Origin of the sequence: Streptomyces sp. NPDC096048 (assembly GCF_044763415.1) — a bacterium.
In the GTDB taxonomy this organism is placed as follows: domain Bacteria; phylum Actinomycetota; class Actinomycetes; order Streptomycetales; family Streptomycetaceae; genus Streptomyces.
In genome coordinates, this window is sequence record NZ_JBIWGG010000007.1 from 514,859 (window position 1) to 530,120 (window position 15,262).

15 protein-coding genes are annotated in these 15,262 nt (G+C 72.9%); all 15 read left to right on the forward strand.

What is annotated here, in order from left to right:
• Positions 1 to 7 precede the first annotated feature (7 nt).
• The 15 genes from ACIQ6R_RS22390 (at position 8) to ACIQ6R_RS22460 (ending at position 15,234) form a co-directional block, all read left to right on the forward strand.
• On the forward strand, positions 8 to 301 hold the full coding sequence (locus ACIQ6R_RS22390; protein ID WP_404173591.1) for an acyl carrier protein: 294 nt from the start codon (positions 8 to 10) through the stop codon (positions 299 to 301).
• Positions 298 to 726, forward strand: coding sequence for a 3-hydroxyacyl-ACP dehydratase FabZ family protein (locus tag ACIQ6R_RS22395; protein WP_404173594.1), 429 nt, complete (start codon positions 298 to 300; stop codon positions 724 to 726). Before ACIQ6R_RS22390 ends, ACIQ6R_RS22395 begins: the two co-directional genes overlap by 4 nt.
• Positions 723 to 1,268, forward strand: a complete 546-nt coding sequence (locus ACIQ6R_RS22400; protein ID WP_404222985.1) for a 3-hydroxyacyl-ACP dehydratase FabZ family protein — start codon at positions 723 to 725, stop codon at positions 1,266 to 1,268. The genes ACIQ6R_RS22395 and ACIQ6R_RS22400 overlap by 4 nt, the downstream gene beginning before the upstream one ends.
• A 16-nt stretch (positions 1,269 to 1,284) precedes the next feature.
• A complete protein-coding gene (fabG, locus tag ACIQ6R_RS22405) occupies positions 1,285 to 2,073 on the forward strand; it encodes a 3-oxoacyl-[acyl-carrier-protein] reductase (protein ID WP_404222986.1) in 789 nt (262 codons plus the stop codon).
• Positions 2,070 to 2,795 carry a 2-hydroxychromene-2-carboxylate isomerase gene (locus ACIQ6R_RS22410; RefSeq protein WP_404222987.1) on the forward strand — a complete coding sequence of 242 codons (726 nt, stop codon included), beginning with the start codon at positions 2,070 to 2,072 and terminating at the stop codon, positions 2,793 to 2,795. The genes fabG and ACIQ6R_RS22410 overlap by 4 nt, the downstream gene beginning before the upstream one ends.
• Positions 2,796 to 2,976: 181 nt before the next feature.
• Positions 2,977 to 3,393 (forward strand): MaoC/PaaZ C-terminal domain-containing protein, encoded by a 417-nt coding sequence (locus ACIQ6R_RS22415; RefSeq protein WP_404173606.1) that lies wholly within the window; start codon positions 2,977 to 2,979, stop codon positions 3,391 to 3,393.
• A 55-nt stretch (positions 3,394 to 3,448) separates the two neighbouring features.
• Entirely contained in the window at positions 3,449 to 5,116 is a 1,668-nt protein-coding gene (locus ACIQ6R_RS22420) for a fatty acyl-AMP ligase (RefSeq protein WP_404222988.1), read from the forward strand.
• Positions 5,113 to 6,885, forward strand: a complete 1,773-nt coding sequence (locus ACIQ6R_RS22425; protein ID WP_404222989.1) for an acyl-CoA dehydrogenase family protein — start codon at positions 5,113 to 5,115, stop codon at positions 6,883 to 6,885. Before ACIQ6R_RS22420 ends, ACIQ6R_RS22425 begins: the two co-directional genes overlap by 4 nt.
• Complete coding sequence (locus tag ACIQ6R_RS22430; protein ID WP_404222990.1) at positions 6,882 to 8,642, forward strand: acyl-CoA dehydrogenase; 1,761 nt, start codon at positions 6,882 to 6,884, stop codon at positions 8,640 to 8,642. The genes ACIQ6R_RS22425 and ACIQ6R_RS22430 overlap by 4 nt, the downstream gene beginning before the upstream one ends.
• A gap of 29 nt (positions 8,643 to 8,671) precedes the next feature.
• Entirely contained in the window at positions 8,672 to 8,956 is a 285-nt protein-coding gene (locus tag ACIQ6R_RS22435) for an acyl carrier protein (RefSeq protein ID WP_404222991.1), read from the forward strand.
• Complete coding sequence (locus tag ACIQ6R_RS22440) at positions 8,953 to 10,293, forward strand: condensation domain-containing protein (protein ID WP_404222992.1); 1,341 nt, start codon at positions 8,953 to 8,955, stop codon at positions 10,291 to 10,293. Before ACIQ6R_RS22435 ends, ACIQ6R_RS22440 begins: the two co-directional genes overlap by 4 nt.
• A gap of 99 nt (positions 10,294 to 10,392) precedes the next feature.
• Positions 10,393 to 12,705, forward strand: a complete 2,313-nt coding sequence (locus tag ACIQ6R_RS22445) for an MMPL family transporter (RefSeq protein WP_404173624.1) — start codon at positions 10,393 to 10,395, stop codon at positions 12,703 to 12,705.
• A gap of 207 nt (positions 12,706 to 12,912) precedes the next feature.
• A complete protein-coding gene (sbnA, locus tag ACIQ6R_RS22450; RefSeq protein WP_404222993.1) occupies positions 12,913 to 13,896 on the forward strand; it encodes a 2,3-diaminopropionate biosynthesis protein SbnA in 984 nt (327 codons plus the stop codon).
• A gap of 6 nt (positions 13,897 to 13,902) precedes the next feature.
• Positions 13,903 to 14,904 (forward strand): 2,3-diaminopropionate biosynthesis protein SbnB, encoded by a 1,002-nt coding sequence (gene sbnB, locus ACIQ6R_RS22455; RefSeq protein WP_404173630.1) that lies wholly within the window; start codon positions 13,903 to 13,905, stop codon positions 14,902 to 14,904.
• Positions 14,905 to 15,018: 114 nt separating this feature from the next.
• Positions 15,019 to 15,234 (forward strand): MbtH family NRPS accessory protein, encoded by a 216-nt coding sequence (locus ACIQ6R_RS22460; RefSeq protein WP_121748250.1) that lies wholly within the window; start codon positions 15,019 to 15,021, stop codon positions 15,232 to 15,234.
• Positions 15,235 to 15,262: the final 28 nt, after the last annotated feature.

The following is a 15,262-nucleotide window of genomic DNA, read 5'->3' on the forward strand; positions in this document are numbered from 1 at the left end:
GACGACCATGACCGAGACCGCAGTCAGCAGCCCCGCCACCGGCACCCCCGCCCTCGACAAGGAGGGCCTGCGCGTCCTCGTCGCGGAGATCCTCGACCTGGACGTCGCGGAGGTCACCGACGGGGCCCACTTCGTCGACGACCTCGACGTGGACTCGCTGATGGCCCTGGAGATAACCGTGCGCCTGGAGCGGGAGTACGAGGTGAAGATGGCCGAGGCGGAACTCGTCGCCATCACCTCCCTCCAGGGCACCTACGACCTGCTGGAGAACAAGCTGAAGGAGAAGGGACGGGCCGCGTGAGCCGCGCGAGCGCGCTCGGTGCGGACGGCCTGGAGCTGCTGCGCAACGAGCCGTCCGGCGCCACCACCGCCTTCGTAGCCGAGCCGGACGACCCGGTGCTCATCGGCCACTACCCGGGCTTCCCGGTGCAGCCGGGCGTGTTCCTGGTCGAGGCCGCCGACCGCACCGTCCGGCTGTGGGCGGACGGCGCCGGTCTCGGCGCGGACCTCGAACTGGTCGCCATGGACCGCTGCCGCTTCCGCCGTCCGGTCTTCCCCGGCGACCGGGTGTCCACCGAGGTGACGGTCGACGCCGGCGAGGACGGCGGGTTGCTGACCGCCAAGGCCTCCGCGCTCACCGTGTCCGGAGCCGTCGCCGACATCAGACTGCGCTACCGCCGCGCCTGCGCGGCGACGACGCCGACACCCGAAGGAGAGGCCCAGTGAACGCGTCCGCACCCGAGGAGGTACGTGACGGGACCGGTGAGACCGGCGGATTCCACGGGATCCACCGGATCAAGAACACCATCCCGCACCGCGTCCCCATCCTGCTGGTCGACCGGGTCGGCGAGGTCGTTCCCGGCGTGCGCATGACGACGTACAAGGCGATCTCCGGCAACGAGCCCTGCTACGCGGAGCTCGGGCAGCACGCGGGGCCCGCCGACTACGCGTATCCGACCGCCTTCGTCATCGAGTCGTGGGCGCAGTCCGCCGTGCTCCTGTCCACCTGGGAGCAGCCCAACCCGGACGTGCTCGCCGGCAAGGTCGAGCTGGCCGGCGCCATCAACGACGTGGCCTTCGACGGCCAGGCGTACCCGGGGGAGGTCCTCGAACACTCCGTACGCCTGCTCAAGCAGGCCGGGGACACCGCGATCCTCACCGGCGAGACCCATGTCGGCGGCCGACGGCTGCTCAGCGTCGGCGCCTTCGTCGTCGCCCTCAAGGACGTCACCGAACTGCTGCCCGCGCCCGCGGGCCTGCCTGTGTGAAAGGAGGACATCACCCATGACTGCTGAGACTGCCAAGACTTCTCGGACCGCTGAGACCGTTGAGGCCCCGGAAGCGAAGGTCGCCCTGGTCACCGGCGGGTCGCGCGGCATCGGCCGCGCCGTCGTGAAACGGCTCGCGAGCGACGGCTACGACATCGCGTTCTGCTACCGCTCCGACGAGGCCGCCGCCGAACTGGTGTCCAAGGAGGTCGCGGCCCTGGGCCGCCGGGTGTTCGCCCGCAAGGTGGACGTCGCCGACCGCGAGCAGGTCAAGGCGTTCGTCACGAGCGTCGAGGACGAGTTCGGGCCGGTCGCCGCCGCGGTCACCTCGGCCGGGATCACCCGGGACAACCCGCTCGTCCTGATGCCGGACGACGACTGGGACGCGGTGATACGGACCAACCTGGACGGCACGTACCACGTCTGCCGTTCGGTGATCTACCCGATGATCAAACGGCGCGGCGGCGCGGTGGTGACCCTGTCGTCCATCGCCGGCGTCGCGGGCAACGCCGCACAGACCAACTACGCGGCGTCCAAGGCCGGCATCATCGGCTTCACCCGCTCCCTCGCCAAGGAGGGCGGCCGGTACGCCATCCGCGCCAACACGGTCGCCCCGGGCTTCATCGAGACCGACATGACGTCGGCCCTGACGGAGAAGGTCACCAAGGAGATGATCGGGCGGATCCCGCTGCGCCGCTTCGGCACGGCCGACGACGTCGCCGCGCTCGTCTCCTTCCTCGTCTCCGACCAGGCCTCCTACGTCACCGGACAGGTGTTCCAGGTGGACGGCGGCATCGCGCTGTGAGCACCGGGAAGCGCAAGCGGGTGACGCCGCGGTTCTACTTCTCGCTGCGCAGCCCGTACTCCTGGCTCGCCTACCGCGAACTCGTCGACGAACACCCGGAACTGGCCGCGCGCATCGAGTGGATCCCGTTCTGCGAGCCGGACGAGCTGAGCCGCAAGATGCTGGAGGCGGCGGGCGGGGAGTTCCCGTACGCCGCGATGTCGGCGGCCAAGCACCGCTACATCCTCCAGGACGTACGGCGTCTCGCCGCCGCGCGCGGGCTGGGTTTCCGGTGGCCCGTCGACCGGGACCCGGTGTGGGAGGTGCCGCACCTCGGCTACCTCGCCGCCCGGCGGCACGGCGAGGGCGCACGGTTCGTCGCGCTCGCCGCGCGGGCCCGCTGGGAGGAGGGCCGGGACATCTGCGACCCGGCCGTCATCGGCTCCTTCGGCCCGGAACTCGGCATCGACAACGCCGAGTTGGCGGGCGCGGCCGACGACCCCGAGCTGCGTGAGGAGGGCCTTCGGGCGCTGCTCGCGGTGGACCGCGACGGGGTGTTCGGGGTGCCGTTCTTCACCGTCCACTACGACAAGTTCTGGGGCGTGGACCGGCTGCGGGACTTCGTGGCGGCGGCCGCCGCCCGCGAGGCCCTGGAAGCCGGGGACGCCGACCGCCCCGACGAGAACCGGAAGCTCCCGCCGGGCCCGTCGTTCGACGACGGCCACGCGGGCGGCTGCGGCTGACACCGGGCGCCGGGACCACCCGGCGTCACGGGCCGTCGTACGGCCGGCACCCCCCCTTGCGGGCCCAGAGGCACGTCCCGCGGCCACCAGGCCGCCGTCCGGCACCCCCCTGCCGTACGGCGGCCTCCCGCGCGGCCTCCCACGTGAAGCTCCCACGCCGACTCCCAAAGGACGGAACGTCATGACCGCCACCGGTACGCCGGCCGTCGCCAACAGCGCCGACTTCGACGTCATGCGCCGCAACGCGCACTCCGCCGCCGTCGCCTTCACCGTCGCCGAGGCCGCCGCGGACCCCACCGTCGCCGGCCACTACCCGGGCTTTCCGGTGCTGCCCGGTCTCTATCTCGTCGAGGCGGTCGACCGCGCCGTCCAGGAGTGGGCGGGACCGGCCCGCGAGGTCGGGCTGGTCGGCATGGACCGGTGCCGCTTCCGCCACCCCGTCCACCCGGGGGACCGGGTGTTCGCCGCCGCCGAGATCACCGAGACGACGGAAGGCTTGCAGGTCAAGGGCACGGTGACCACCAACCGCGGCCGGGTGGCCGATCTGCGGCTGCGGTACCGCATCGCGGCAGGGCCCGCATTTATAGGGCCGGGATAGCCGTGCCGACGAGGGTGGGCCCACCAGTCGGCTTCGAACGCAGGAGGAGTGGCACGTGATCTGCTTCGACGGGTACGTGAGCGGATTCCGGCGCCGGGTCGCGGAGCATCCGGACCGCACCGCCGTCCGTTTCGCCTCCGCGGACGTCGCCACGGACGAGCTGGTCAGCTACGCCCGACTGGACGTCGACGCCCGGTCGGTGGCCCAGTGGCTCGCCTCCCGCACCTCCCCCGGCCAACGGGTGCTGCTCGCCTTCCACCCCGGTACCGGATTCATCCGGGCCTTCCTCGGGTGCCTGTACGCGGGAGTGATCCCGGTGCCCGTACCGGCGCAGGGCGGGCACAGCGCGCAGGAGGCGCGCGTCCAGGGCATCGAGGCCGACAGCGGCGCGAGCCTGATCCTCGACGAGGCGACGCTCGAGAGGGCCGTGGCCACCGATGTGCTCGGCTGGACGCCGCCCGCCGTACTGCCGCGGCTGCCGGCCTTCCTCCAGTACACCTCCGGCTCGACCAGTGAGCCCAAGGGGGTGGTGGTCTCCCACGCCGCCCTGGTCCACAACATCGAGCTGATGCGCACCAGTCACGGCTGGCACGGCGGGCAGACCTGGTGCAGCTGGCTGCCCGCGTACCACGACATGGGGCTCATCGCGATGATGCTCACGCCCCTCTACCTCGGCGGCACCGCGGTCCTGATGCCGCCCACCGACTTCCTCAAGCGGCCCGTCTCCTGGCTGCGGCTGATCGACCGGACCGGCGCCGCCATCAGCTGCGCCCCGAACTTCGCGTACGACCTGTGCGCGCGGCGGCTGACCGACGAGCAGGTCGCCGGACTCGACCTGTCGCGCTGGACGCACGCCTGCAACGGCGCCGAACCGGTCGACGCCGCGACCCTGGCCCGCTTCGCCGCCCGTTTCGCACCGGCCGGGCTGCGCCCCGAGGCGCTGCTGCCCGGCTACGGACTGGCCGAGTCGACGCTGTTCGTGACCGGCACCCGGGTGGAGACGCCCCCGGTGGTCACCGCGGTGGACGCCGCCGCACTCGCCGCCGGACGCCTCACCGGGGCCGGTCCGGGCGCGCCGGGGCAGGAGCTGGTGAGCAGCGGCATCGTGCGCGGCCTGGAGGTGCGGATCGTCGACCCCGCGACCGCCCGGGCCCTCCCGGACGGGGCGATCGGCGAGATCTGGATCCGCGGCGAGAGCCTCGCGCTGGGCTACTGGGCGCGCGAGGAGGAGACCCGGCGCACCTTCGACGCCACCGCCGCCGGACTGGGCGGCGGCTTCCTGCGCACCGGCGACCTCGGTGCCCTCTTCGGCGGCGAGCTGTACGTCACCGGCCGCATCAAGGAAATGATCATCGTGCACGGACGGAACCTCTACCCGCACGACATCGAGCGGGAGATCGGCGCCCTGGAGGAGGAGTTCGGGAACCTCCCGGCCGCCGCCTTCGCGGTCCCGCAGGGCCCGCACGAGGAGATCGTCGTCACCCAGGAAGTACGGGCGGGCCGCCGCGGCGAGGACGAGCTGCGGCACCTGGCGACCAGCGCGCGGACCCGGCTGGGCCGGCGCCTCGGGGTCAGGGTCGGCGCCGTCGCCCTGGTGCGGGTCGGCGAGGTCCGCCGCACCACCAGCGGCAAGATCCGGCGGACCCTCATGCGGGAGCTGTACCTCAAGGACGCGCTGGCGCACGCCGGTGCGCCCCGGACCCGGAAGGCGGACAGCCGGTGACCACGGCGGCCACGACAGCGACCACGGCCGGGGAGTGGTCCCCCTACGGGCTCACCGAGGAGCTGGAGGGCCGGTTCGGCGATCCCCATGACGCGGCCCTGGCGTTCTCCTTCGCCCGGCTCGGGGCGCTCGACCGGGCGGAGGCCTTCCCGGCCGAGGTGTGCCGGCAGCTCGACACGCTCGGCCTGCCGAAGTGGTTCGTGCCCGCGCGGCTGGGCGGTGAACTGCGCTCCAGCGAGGAGCTGCTGCAGATCATCCGCACGCTGGGCCGGCGCGACTTCACCGTCGCGCTCGCGCACACCAAGACGTATCTCGGCGCGGTCTCGGTCTGGGTGGGCGGCTCCCCGCAGCAGGCGGCATGGCTGGCCGGGCGGGTCATGGACGGCGCGGTGGTCTCGCTCGCGCTGACGGAGCAGTCGCACGGCAGCGACCTGCTGGCCGGCGAACTGACCGCCGAGCGCACCCTGGCGGGGGGTTACCGGCTCGACGGCGAGAAGTGGCTGATCAACAACGCCACCCGGGCCGACCTGGTGACCGTCCTGGCCCGCACCGACCCGGCCGGCGGCGCCCGCGGCTTCAGCCTCTTCCTCGTCGACAAGTCACGGCTCGCCGAGGGAAGCTGGCGACCGGTGCCCGCGCTGCCCACCCACGGCGTGCGCGGCGCCGACATCAGCGGGATCGCCTTCACGGGCGCCGAGATCCCCGCGGCGGCGCTGATCGGCGCCGAGGGCGCGGGACTCGAGATCATCCTCAAGGGCTTCCAGATCACCCGCACCCTCTGCTCCGCGATGACGCTCGGCATGGCCGGACAGGCCCTGGGCGTCGCGGTCGCCTTCGCCGAGCGGCACGAGCTGTACGGGCGACGCCTCGCTGACCTCCCGCAGGCCGGCCGCACCCTCGCCGAGGCCTACGCCGACCTGCTCGCCGTCGAGGCCGTCAGCCTGGTCGCGACCCGCGGCATCCACACCCTCACCGGGGAGCAGAGCGCCGTGTCGGCCGTCGTGAAGTACCTGGTCCCCACCGTCGGCGACCAGCTCATCGCCGGCCTGCGGCAGGTCCTCGGGGCGCGCGCCATGCTGGTCGCGGACCACGCCGAGGGCACGTTCCAGAAGATCGAACGCGACCACAGGATCGTCGGCATCTTCGACGGCAGCACCGTCGTCAACCTCAACTACCTCATCAACCAGTTCCCGGTCCTCGTCCGCGGCTGGCGCGGCGGGCACGCCGACCCGGCGGGCGTCGCCGCCTCCGCCCGGCTCGACGCACCGCCCCCCGCGCTCGACCCGGACGCCCTGACCCTGTACGCCCGGTCCGGGTGCAGCGTCGTACAGGCGCTGCCGGCCGCCGTCGGCCGGGTCCGGGACCGGGAACCGGACAGCGCCGTCGCCGCGCAGGCCGGGCGACTGCTCGTGCTGGCCGGGGAGCTGCACGACGAACTCGCCGCCCACCGGCCCTCCGCCCGCGACGTCCCCGAACACGCCTTCGCCCTCGCCCGCGACTACACGCTGCTCTACGCGGCCTCGGCCGCCCTGCACCTGTGGCTGGAGAACCCCGCCGGACGCTGGGCCGACAGCGGCTGGCTGGAAGCCGTACTCACCCGGCTGCTGCGGCAGCTGAGCGGTGAGCCCGATCTCGACGACGAGGACGGACCGGCCCTGGACCGGCTGCTGCCGACGCTGCGCCGACAGCACCGTGAAGGGCTGCTGTTCTCCCTGTTGCACTGCGAACTGGCCGAGGCCGCGGGCCGCCCGACCCAGGAGGGGTCATGAGCGAGACGATCACGCACGCACCCGGACCGCCCGTATCCGGACCGCACGCACCCGGGCCGCTGCCCGCGACGACCGCGAACGACCCGGACCACCGGGTGCGCACCGCCGCCCTCGAACGCCTCGTCGGACCCGCCGATGACCCCGGCAACCCACTGGGCACCGCCGCCGTGCTCGCCGCGGACGAACAGGGTGAACTGTCCGCCGAGGGCGAGCGGCTGCTCACCGGATACGGCCTCAACGCCGAGTTCGTGCCCCGCGCCCTGGGCGGCCGCTTCACGCAGGCCGACGGGCTCGCGTACCTCATGCGCACCGTGTTCCGGCGCGACTGCTCCCTCGGCATCGGCTACGGCGTCACCAGCTTCATCGCCGGACTGCCCGTCTGGGCGTCGGGCTCCGCCGCGCAGCAGCGGCGGGCCGCCGACATCCTGCTCTCCGGCGGCCGCGTCGTCGCCGCCTACACCGAACTCGCCCACGGCAGCGACTTCTCCCGCGTCGGCCTCACCGCCACCCCCGCGCCCGAGGGCCTGCGGCTGCGGGGCGGCAAGCAGCTCGTGAACAACGTCTCGCGGGCCGAGGCCGCCGTGGTGTTCGCCCGCACCAGCGACCGACCGGGCAGCCGCAGCCACTCCCACCTCCTGGTCGACCTCGACCGGCTGCCCGCCGACGCGGTGCGCCGCGACATCCGCTACCCGACGTCGGGCGTCCGCGGCTGCCTGCTCGGCGGCATCGAGTTCGACGACTGCCCGGTGCCCGCCGACTCCGTGCTCGGCACCCCCGGCGACGCCATGGAGACCGTGCTGCGCGCCTTCCAGGTGACCCGCAGCGTGCTGCCCGGCATGGTCGTCGGCATCGGCGACACCCAGGTGCGGGCCGCGCTCGGCTTCGGACTCGGGCGGCACCTGTACGGCCGGCCCGTCGCCCGGCTTCCGTACCCGCGCGCCACGCTGGTGGGGGCCTTCGCCGACCTGCTGGTGAGCGACGCCCTGGCCACGGTCGGCGCCCGCTCGCTGCATCTGCTGCCGGGCGAGACCAGCGTGCAGTCCGCCGCCGTGAAGTACCTGGTGCCCAAGCTGCTCCAGGAGTCCTCGTACCGCCTGTCGGTGCTGCTGGGCGCCCGCAGCTACGTGCGCACCGGCCCGTACGCCGTCTTCCAGAAGGCCGCCCGCGACCTGCCCGTGGTGGCGCTCGCCCATGCGGGCAGCGCCGTCTGCCAGGCCACGATCGTGCCGCAGCTGCCGCGGCTCGCGGACCGCGGCTGGTTCCGGCCCGGAACCGAGGCCCCCGCGGCACTGTTCCGCCCCGGCGACCCGCTGCCGCCCCTGGACCTCGCGCGACTGGAGCTCAACTCGCGCGGCCGGGACACCCTCAGCCGGGCCGTCACCGACACCGAGTACGACGACCCCCGCGTGAACGCCCTGGCCCGGCTGTTCGCCGGCGAACTGCGGGGCATCGCGCGCCGCGCCGCCGAACTGCCGCCCCGGGACCGGACGGTGCTCGCCTCGCGCCGCGGGTTCATGCTCGCCGACCGGTACGCGCACGTGCTCGCCGCCGCGGCCTGCCTCGGCGTGTGGCGGCACGGCGACGGCCCGCGGCGCGATCCGGCCTGGGTGATCTGCGCCCTGCACCGGCTCGCCGACCGTCTCGGCCTGAAGCCGGGGCCGCTGCCCCGGGACGCGGCCGAGGAGCTCCACACGGAGCTGCTCCACCGGCACGAAGAGCGCCTCACCTTCGATCTCATCCGCGCTCCGCTCGCGTGAGCGGGGCGCTGTCCCACGGGAGTTCAGCCATGTCCATCGCCTCCACCGGGCCCACCGCACCCGAGACCGTCCCCGCCGCCGACATCCGCGGCTGGCTCGTCGAACGGATCGCCTTCTACCTGGAGTGCTCCACGGAGGAGATCGACGAGGACGCTCCGCTGGTCGACATCGGCCTCGACTCGGTCTACTCGCTCACCCTGTGCGGCGACGTCGAGGACCGCTTCGGGCTCGCCGTCGAACCGACCATGGCCTGGGACCACCCGACCGTCGGCGCGATCACCGCCCACCTCACGGAAGAGCTGGCCAGGCGGTGACCGCCGCACTCCCGCTCTCCGCGGGCCAGGAGGCCATGTGGTTCCTGCACCGGCTCGCCCCCGGCAGCGCCGCGTACAACGTGGTCCTCGCCGTGCGCGTGCACAGCCCGCTCGACGCGGAGAGGATGCGCCGCGCGGTGGCCGCCCTCGCCGACCGCCACGAGCTGCTGAGCTCCGTGTACGAGGAGGAGGACGGGCAGCCGGTACGCCGGCCCGCGCCCGGCCTGCCGGTGCCGTTCGAGGTGCGCGAGGTGCCCGGCGGCACGGACGAGGACGTGACCGCGCTCGCCCGCGAGGCCGGCGCCCGGCCCTTCGCGCTCTCCCGGGCCTGGCCGTTCCGGGTCGTGCTGCTGCGCCGCGGGCCCGCCGACGCGACGCTCGTGGTCGCCGCCCACCACATCGCCAGCGACGCCACCAGCCAGTGGCTGATGCTGCGCGACCTCCTCGACGCCTACGCCCTCGGCGGTGGCCCGCTGCCCGCCGTCACCGTCCCCTACAGCCGGTACGTCGACCAGGAACGGGCGCTCGCCGGCAGCCCCGCCCGCGCCCGCGCCGAGCGGTACTGGGCCGGGCTCGGCCAGGGCACCACCGCCGCGACCCTGACCCCCGACCGTCCCGCCACCCAACCCGCGGCACCGCGCGGCGCGACCTACGTCCACGAGGTCGCCCCGGCACTCGCCGCCCGGCTGCCCGACGCGGCCGCGCACGCCGGGGTGACGCCCTTCGCGCTGCTGCTCGGCGCCTTCCAGGCCGCGGTGCACCGCTCCACCGGGCTCGACGACTTCCTCATCGGCTGCCCCGCGTCCAGCAGGATCGGCAAGGGCACCGCCGACATGGTCGGCTATCTCGTCAGCTCCCTCGCCCTGCGCGCCCGGTTCGCCGCCGGCACCACCATCGGCGACACCGTGAGCGAGGCCCACCTGGGCCTGCTCGCCGGCCTCGGACGGCTGCGCCACCCCGTCCCCGTGCCCAGGTTCGCCATGGCCGTGACGCTGATCGCGACCGACCGGCTGCCGGTGCCCGGACTGGTCGGCGCGGCGGGACCGACCACGTACGGGGGGCTGAGCCTGTCGCTCCTCGACCTTCCGCACATGGAGGGCCAGTTCGACGTCAACGTCGAACTGCGCAGCGGCGCGGACGGTCTGACGATCGTCCTGCGCTACGCCGACGAGTTGTTCGACCGGGAGACCGTCGAGCGGTTCGCCGCGGTCTGCACCCGCATGATCGAGGCGGCCGTGGACGAGCCCGCGGCGGTCGTCTCGCGCGTCCCGCTGGCCGCGGGCGACCAGCTCGCGGAACTGCTGAGCCTGGGCGACGGCCAGTACGACGACTGGTGAGTGCGGCACCCCCCCACCCCCGGGGCCTCAGGATATAGGCCGTTTATGAGAAGGCGGTGCCAGCGTGAGCCCACCACCCCTACCGACGAGGTCACCATCATGAAGCAGGCAACCGGGGCCGGCCGACGGCCGTTGGTCGAACGGATCACCCACTGGAGTGTCCGAAACCGGAAACGGGCAGCCTTCGGCTGGCTGGGTCTGGTTGTCCTCATCATCGCGATCGGTGCGGGCCTGGGTTCCACCAGCCTCGACGAGCACGCGCCGGGTGAGACGGGCCGCGCACAGAAGATGCTGGACGACGCGGCCGTGTTCTCACCGCCGCAGGAGAACGTGCTGATCGAGGCGGAGGCGGGCGACCCCGCCTACGCCGACAACCCCGAGATGCGGCAGGCGGCCGCGGATGTCGCGCAGGCGCTGCGCGGACTCGGCAAGGACGAGACCGGCGCCGACTGGGCCTCCGACGTCGTCACGCCGACCGACGGCGCCGAAGCGGCCGAGAAGCTGGTGTCCGAGGACGGGCGTTCGCTGCTCGTCCGGTTCTCCGTGACCGGCTACTCGATGGAGCCGATGGAGAAGGCCGTCGCCGAACAGGCGAAGGCCCACCCGGGCGTCGACATCACGCAGACCGGCAAGGTCAGCGTCAGCCAGGCGATCGACAAGATCCAGGACGACGACTTCCTCCGCGCCGAGGTGCTGTCCATCCCGATCACCGTGGCGATCCTGACCGTCGTCTTCGGCTCGCTCATCTCGGCCGGCCTGCCGGTGCTGATCTCGCTGGTCTCCGTCGTGGCGGCCATGGGCTTCCTGACGTTCTTCGGCAAGTGGATCGCGATCGGCGACTCCACCCCGTCGGTGGTGCTCCTGATCGGCATGGCCGTGGGCGTCGACTACTCGCTGTTCTACCTGCGCCGGGCCCGCGAGGAGCGCGCCGCCGGACACGACAACGACACCGCCCTCATCATCGCGGGCCGCACCTCCGGCAAGGCCGTCGTGGTCTCCGGGCTCACCGTCATGGTCGCGCTCGCCGGACTGTTCTTCACCGGCATCGAGACCTTCACCGGTATGACCGTCGGCACCATCGCCGTCGTCGGCATCGGCATGCTCGGCGCGATCACCGCGCTGCCCGCCGTGCTGTCCTGGCTCGGCGAGCGCGTCGACCGCTGGCAGGTGCCGTGGCTCGGCGCCCGCCGCACCGTCGTCAAGGACTCCCGTGTGTGGGGCGCGATCGTGCGCAAGGTCGTCAAGGCCCCCGTGATCTGGGCCGTCGTCGGCGCGGCGGCCCTGGCCCTGCTCGCCGTGCCCGCGCTCGGCATGAAGCTCTCCGACCCCGACCTCAAGCACCGGCTGCCCACCGACGTACCGGCGTTGCAGGCCCTGGAGCGGGTCGAGAAGGCGTTCCCGGTGGACACCCAGCCGGCCGAGGTCGTGGTGCGCGGCTCGGATCTGGACGGAGCCGCGGTCAAGTCCGCGATCGGCACGCTCAAGGAGCAGGTCGCCGGCAGTGACGGCAAGCTGATGGAGCCCGTCGAGGCCAGCCTCATCCCCGGCGGCGAACTCATGGTGGTACGGGTACCGCTGGCCGGTGACGGCAAGAACGCCGAGTCCGTGGCCGCCCTGAAGGAACTGCGCGACAACGCGCTGCCCGCCTCGTTCGGCGAGGTCGACGGCCTGGAGTACGCGGTCGCCGGCGACACCGCCAAGCAGGAGGACTTCAACTCGGCGCTGGAGAACAGCGCCCCGTGGGTCTTCGGCTTCGTGATCGTCCTCGCGTTCGTGCTGCTCGCGGCCGCCTTCCGGTCGCTGGTGATCCCGATCGTGTCGATCGTCCTCAACCTGCTGTCGATCGGCGCGGCCTACGGCGTCCTGACCCTGGTCTTCCAGGACGGGCACCTGTCCTCGCTGCTCGACTTCCGCTCGTACGGCGCGGTGGTCAGCTGGCTGCCGCTGTTCATGTTCGTCACCCTGTTCGGGCTGAGCATGGACTACCACGTGTTCATCCTCAGCCGGGTGCGCGAGTACCGCGGCCGGGGCATGTCCACCAAGCAGGCCGTGGTGGAGGGCATCACCAAGAGCGCGGGCGTCGTCAGCAGCGCCGCCGCCGTGATGATCGCGGTGTTCTCGGTCTTCGCCACGCTCTCCGCCATCGACTACAAGATGGTGGGCGTCGGCCTCGCGACGGCCGTGCTCATCGACGCCACGCTCGTGCGCGGTGTCCTGCTGCCGGCCGCGCTGACGATGTTCGGCGACGCCACCTGGAAGATGCCGCGTGCCCTGCGCTGGCTGCCGGGCGTCAGCCTGGAGGGCAGCGACGACGAGCCCGCGCCCACCCCCGTCCCGGCGGCGCCGGACACCGCACCGCTGCCGACGGCCCCCCGCCAGGAGCCGGCCGGACAGACGGCCGTCACCCGCTGACGGCTCCTGCCTCTCCGGAAGAGCCCGCGAGAGCCGCGGGAGCCGCACCCAGCCGGCCCGTGAAGGAGCCGGGGCACGCCGCAACCGGCGTACCCCGGCTCCTTTCGCGTGCCGGCCCGCGCCGTATAGGGGGGGTATAGCGGTCCCGCACAGAATTCGAGAGTCAGGTCAGAGCTTTTCCACAGTGCCTGCCACGAAGGGACAACCGTGCCCGATAAACCGTACTCAGGAATTCTGTCGACCATCGGGAACACCCCGTTGGTCCACATGGAAAACCTGCTGCCCGGCTTCGGGTCCCAGGTCTACGCCAAGGTCGAGCGCTTCAACCCGGGCGGCAGCATCAAGGACCGGTCGGCGCTGAGAATGCTCGTCGACGCAGTGCGCAGTGGCGAACTGCGGCCGGGCGAGTCCGTCGTCATCGAGTCCAGTTCCGGCAATCTCGCGGTCGGACTCGCCCAGATCTGCCGCTACTTCGGGCTGCGCTTCATCTGCGTGGTCGACGGCAAGACCACCACGCAGAACCTCGCGATCCTCAAGGCCTTCGGCGCCGAGATCGAGGTCGTCACCGAGCGCGACACGGCCACCGGCGAGTATCTGCCGTCCCGGCTGCGCAGGGTGCGCGAGCTGGTCGCGAGCACCGCCAACGCGTTCTGGCCCAACCAGTACGCCAACCCCCTCAACCCGCGCGCCCACGAGGTCACCATGCGGGAGATCGCCCGGTCCCTGGACGGCCGGGTCGACTATCTCTTCGCCTCGGTCTCGACCTTCGGCACCCTCAAGGGCTGCGCCGACCACATCCGCGAGGAAGGCCTCGGCACCACGGTCGTCGCCGTCGACGCCCTGGGCAGCGCGATCTTCGGGCTGGAGTCGACGGTTCGGCTCATCCCCGGTCACGGCGCCTCCGTGGTGCCGCCGCTGATGGACCCCCAGGCCGCCGACGAGGTGGTCCACATCTCCGACCTCGAATGCGTCGCCGCCTGCCGCAGGCTCGTCGCCCGCGAGGCGATCCTGGCCGGCGGCTCGTCCGGGGCGACGGTCGCGGCCCTGCGGAAATACGCGGAGCACATTCCGGACGGGTCGAATTGCGTGCTCATTTTCCCGGACGGCGGCGACCGCTACCTCGACACCATCTACTCCGACGACTGGGTGCACCGGAATTTCGGCGAGGTCTCCCATCTCTGGAAGGACTGACTTCCCATGATTGTCATCCGGCACGCCGATGTCGAGAGCATCCTCGACGGCCGCGAGGCGGACAACGTCCGCACCGTCGCCGAGGCCTACCGGCTGCATGCCTCCGGGCAGACCGCGGTCCCGCACTCCGTCTTCCTGCGCTTCCCCGGCCACGACCGGGACCGCATCATCGGCCTGCCGGCCTACCGCGGCGGCGACCGTCCGGTGGCCGGCATGAAGTGGATCTCGTCGTTCCCGGCGAACATCGAGTCCGGACTGCGGCGCGCCAGTGCCGCGATCCTGCTCAACTCGCTGGCCACGGGCCACCCCGAGGCGCTGGTCGAGGGCTCGGTGATCTCCGCCATGCGCACCGCGGCCAGTGCCGCGCTCGCCGCCGAGCTGCTGACCCGCGACGCGCGCCCGACCGGCGTCGCGCTCATCGGCTGCGGTGTCATCAACCAGGAGGTCCTGCGCCATCTGCGCGCGGTCCTCCCGGAGCTGACCGGGGTCACGCTGTTCGACCGGTCGCGGGCCCGCGCCGAGGAGTTCGCCGGCCGGCTCGCCGCCGACGCGCCCGGGCTGCGGGTCGCGTACGCCGACTCGCTCGACGAGGCGCTCGGCGCGCACCCGCTGATCTCCTTCGCGACCACGGCGGGCGTGCCGCACACCGGCCTCGACGCGGTGCGGCCGGGCTCGCTGGTGCTGCACGTCTCGCTGCGCGACCTGCACCCCGAGGCGCTGCTCGGCGCCCACAACATCGTCGACGACGCCGACCACGTGTGCCGCGAGCGCACCTCGCCGCACCTGGCCGAACAGCTCACCGGCAACCGGGACTTCATCGACGCCTCGATCGGCGAGCTGCTCAACGGCGACCGGGAGTTCGTCCGCGTCCCGGGCCGGACGACGGTCTTCTCGCCGTTCGGGCTCGGGGTGCTCGACATGGCCCTCGCCGCCGCCGTGCACGAAGAGGCGGCCGCCAAGGGCCTGGGGGTACGGGTCGACGGTTTCCTGCCGCCGCCCGCCGCCTGAGCCCACACCCGCACCACCGGCACTACCAGCACCACCGGCACTACCCGCACCACCTGCACCACCTGCACCACCCACCACAGGGCGACCGCCCGACCACCCTTCCAAGGAGCAGACATGGCGACCGAGCCGACCGACGACCGCACCTACCGCGTCGTCCGCAACGACGAGGACCAGTACTCGATCTGGTGGGCCGAGCGCGACCTGCCCGCCGGCTGGAGCGCCGAGGGCACCGAGGGCACCCGCGAGCAGTGCCTCGCCCGGATCGCCGAGGTCTGGACGGACATGCGCCCGCGCAGCCTGCGTGAGCGCATGGAGGCCGACGCGGCCTGACCCGCGCCCCCACCCGCACCCGCACCCG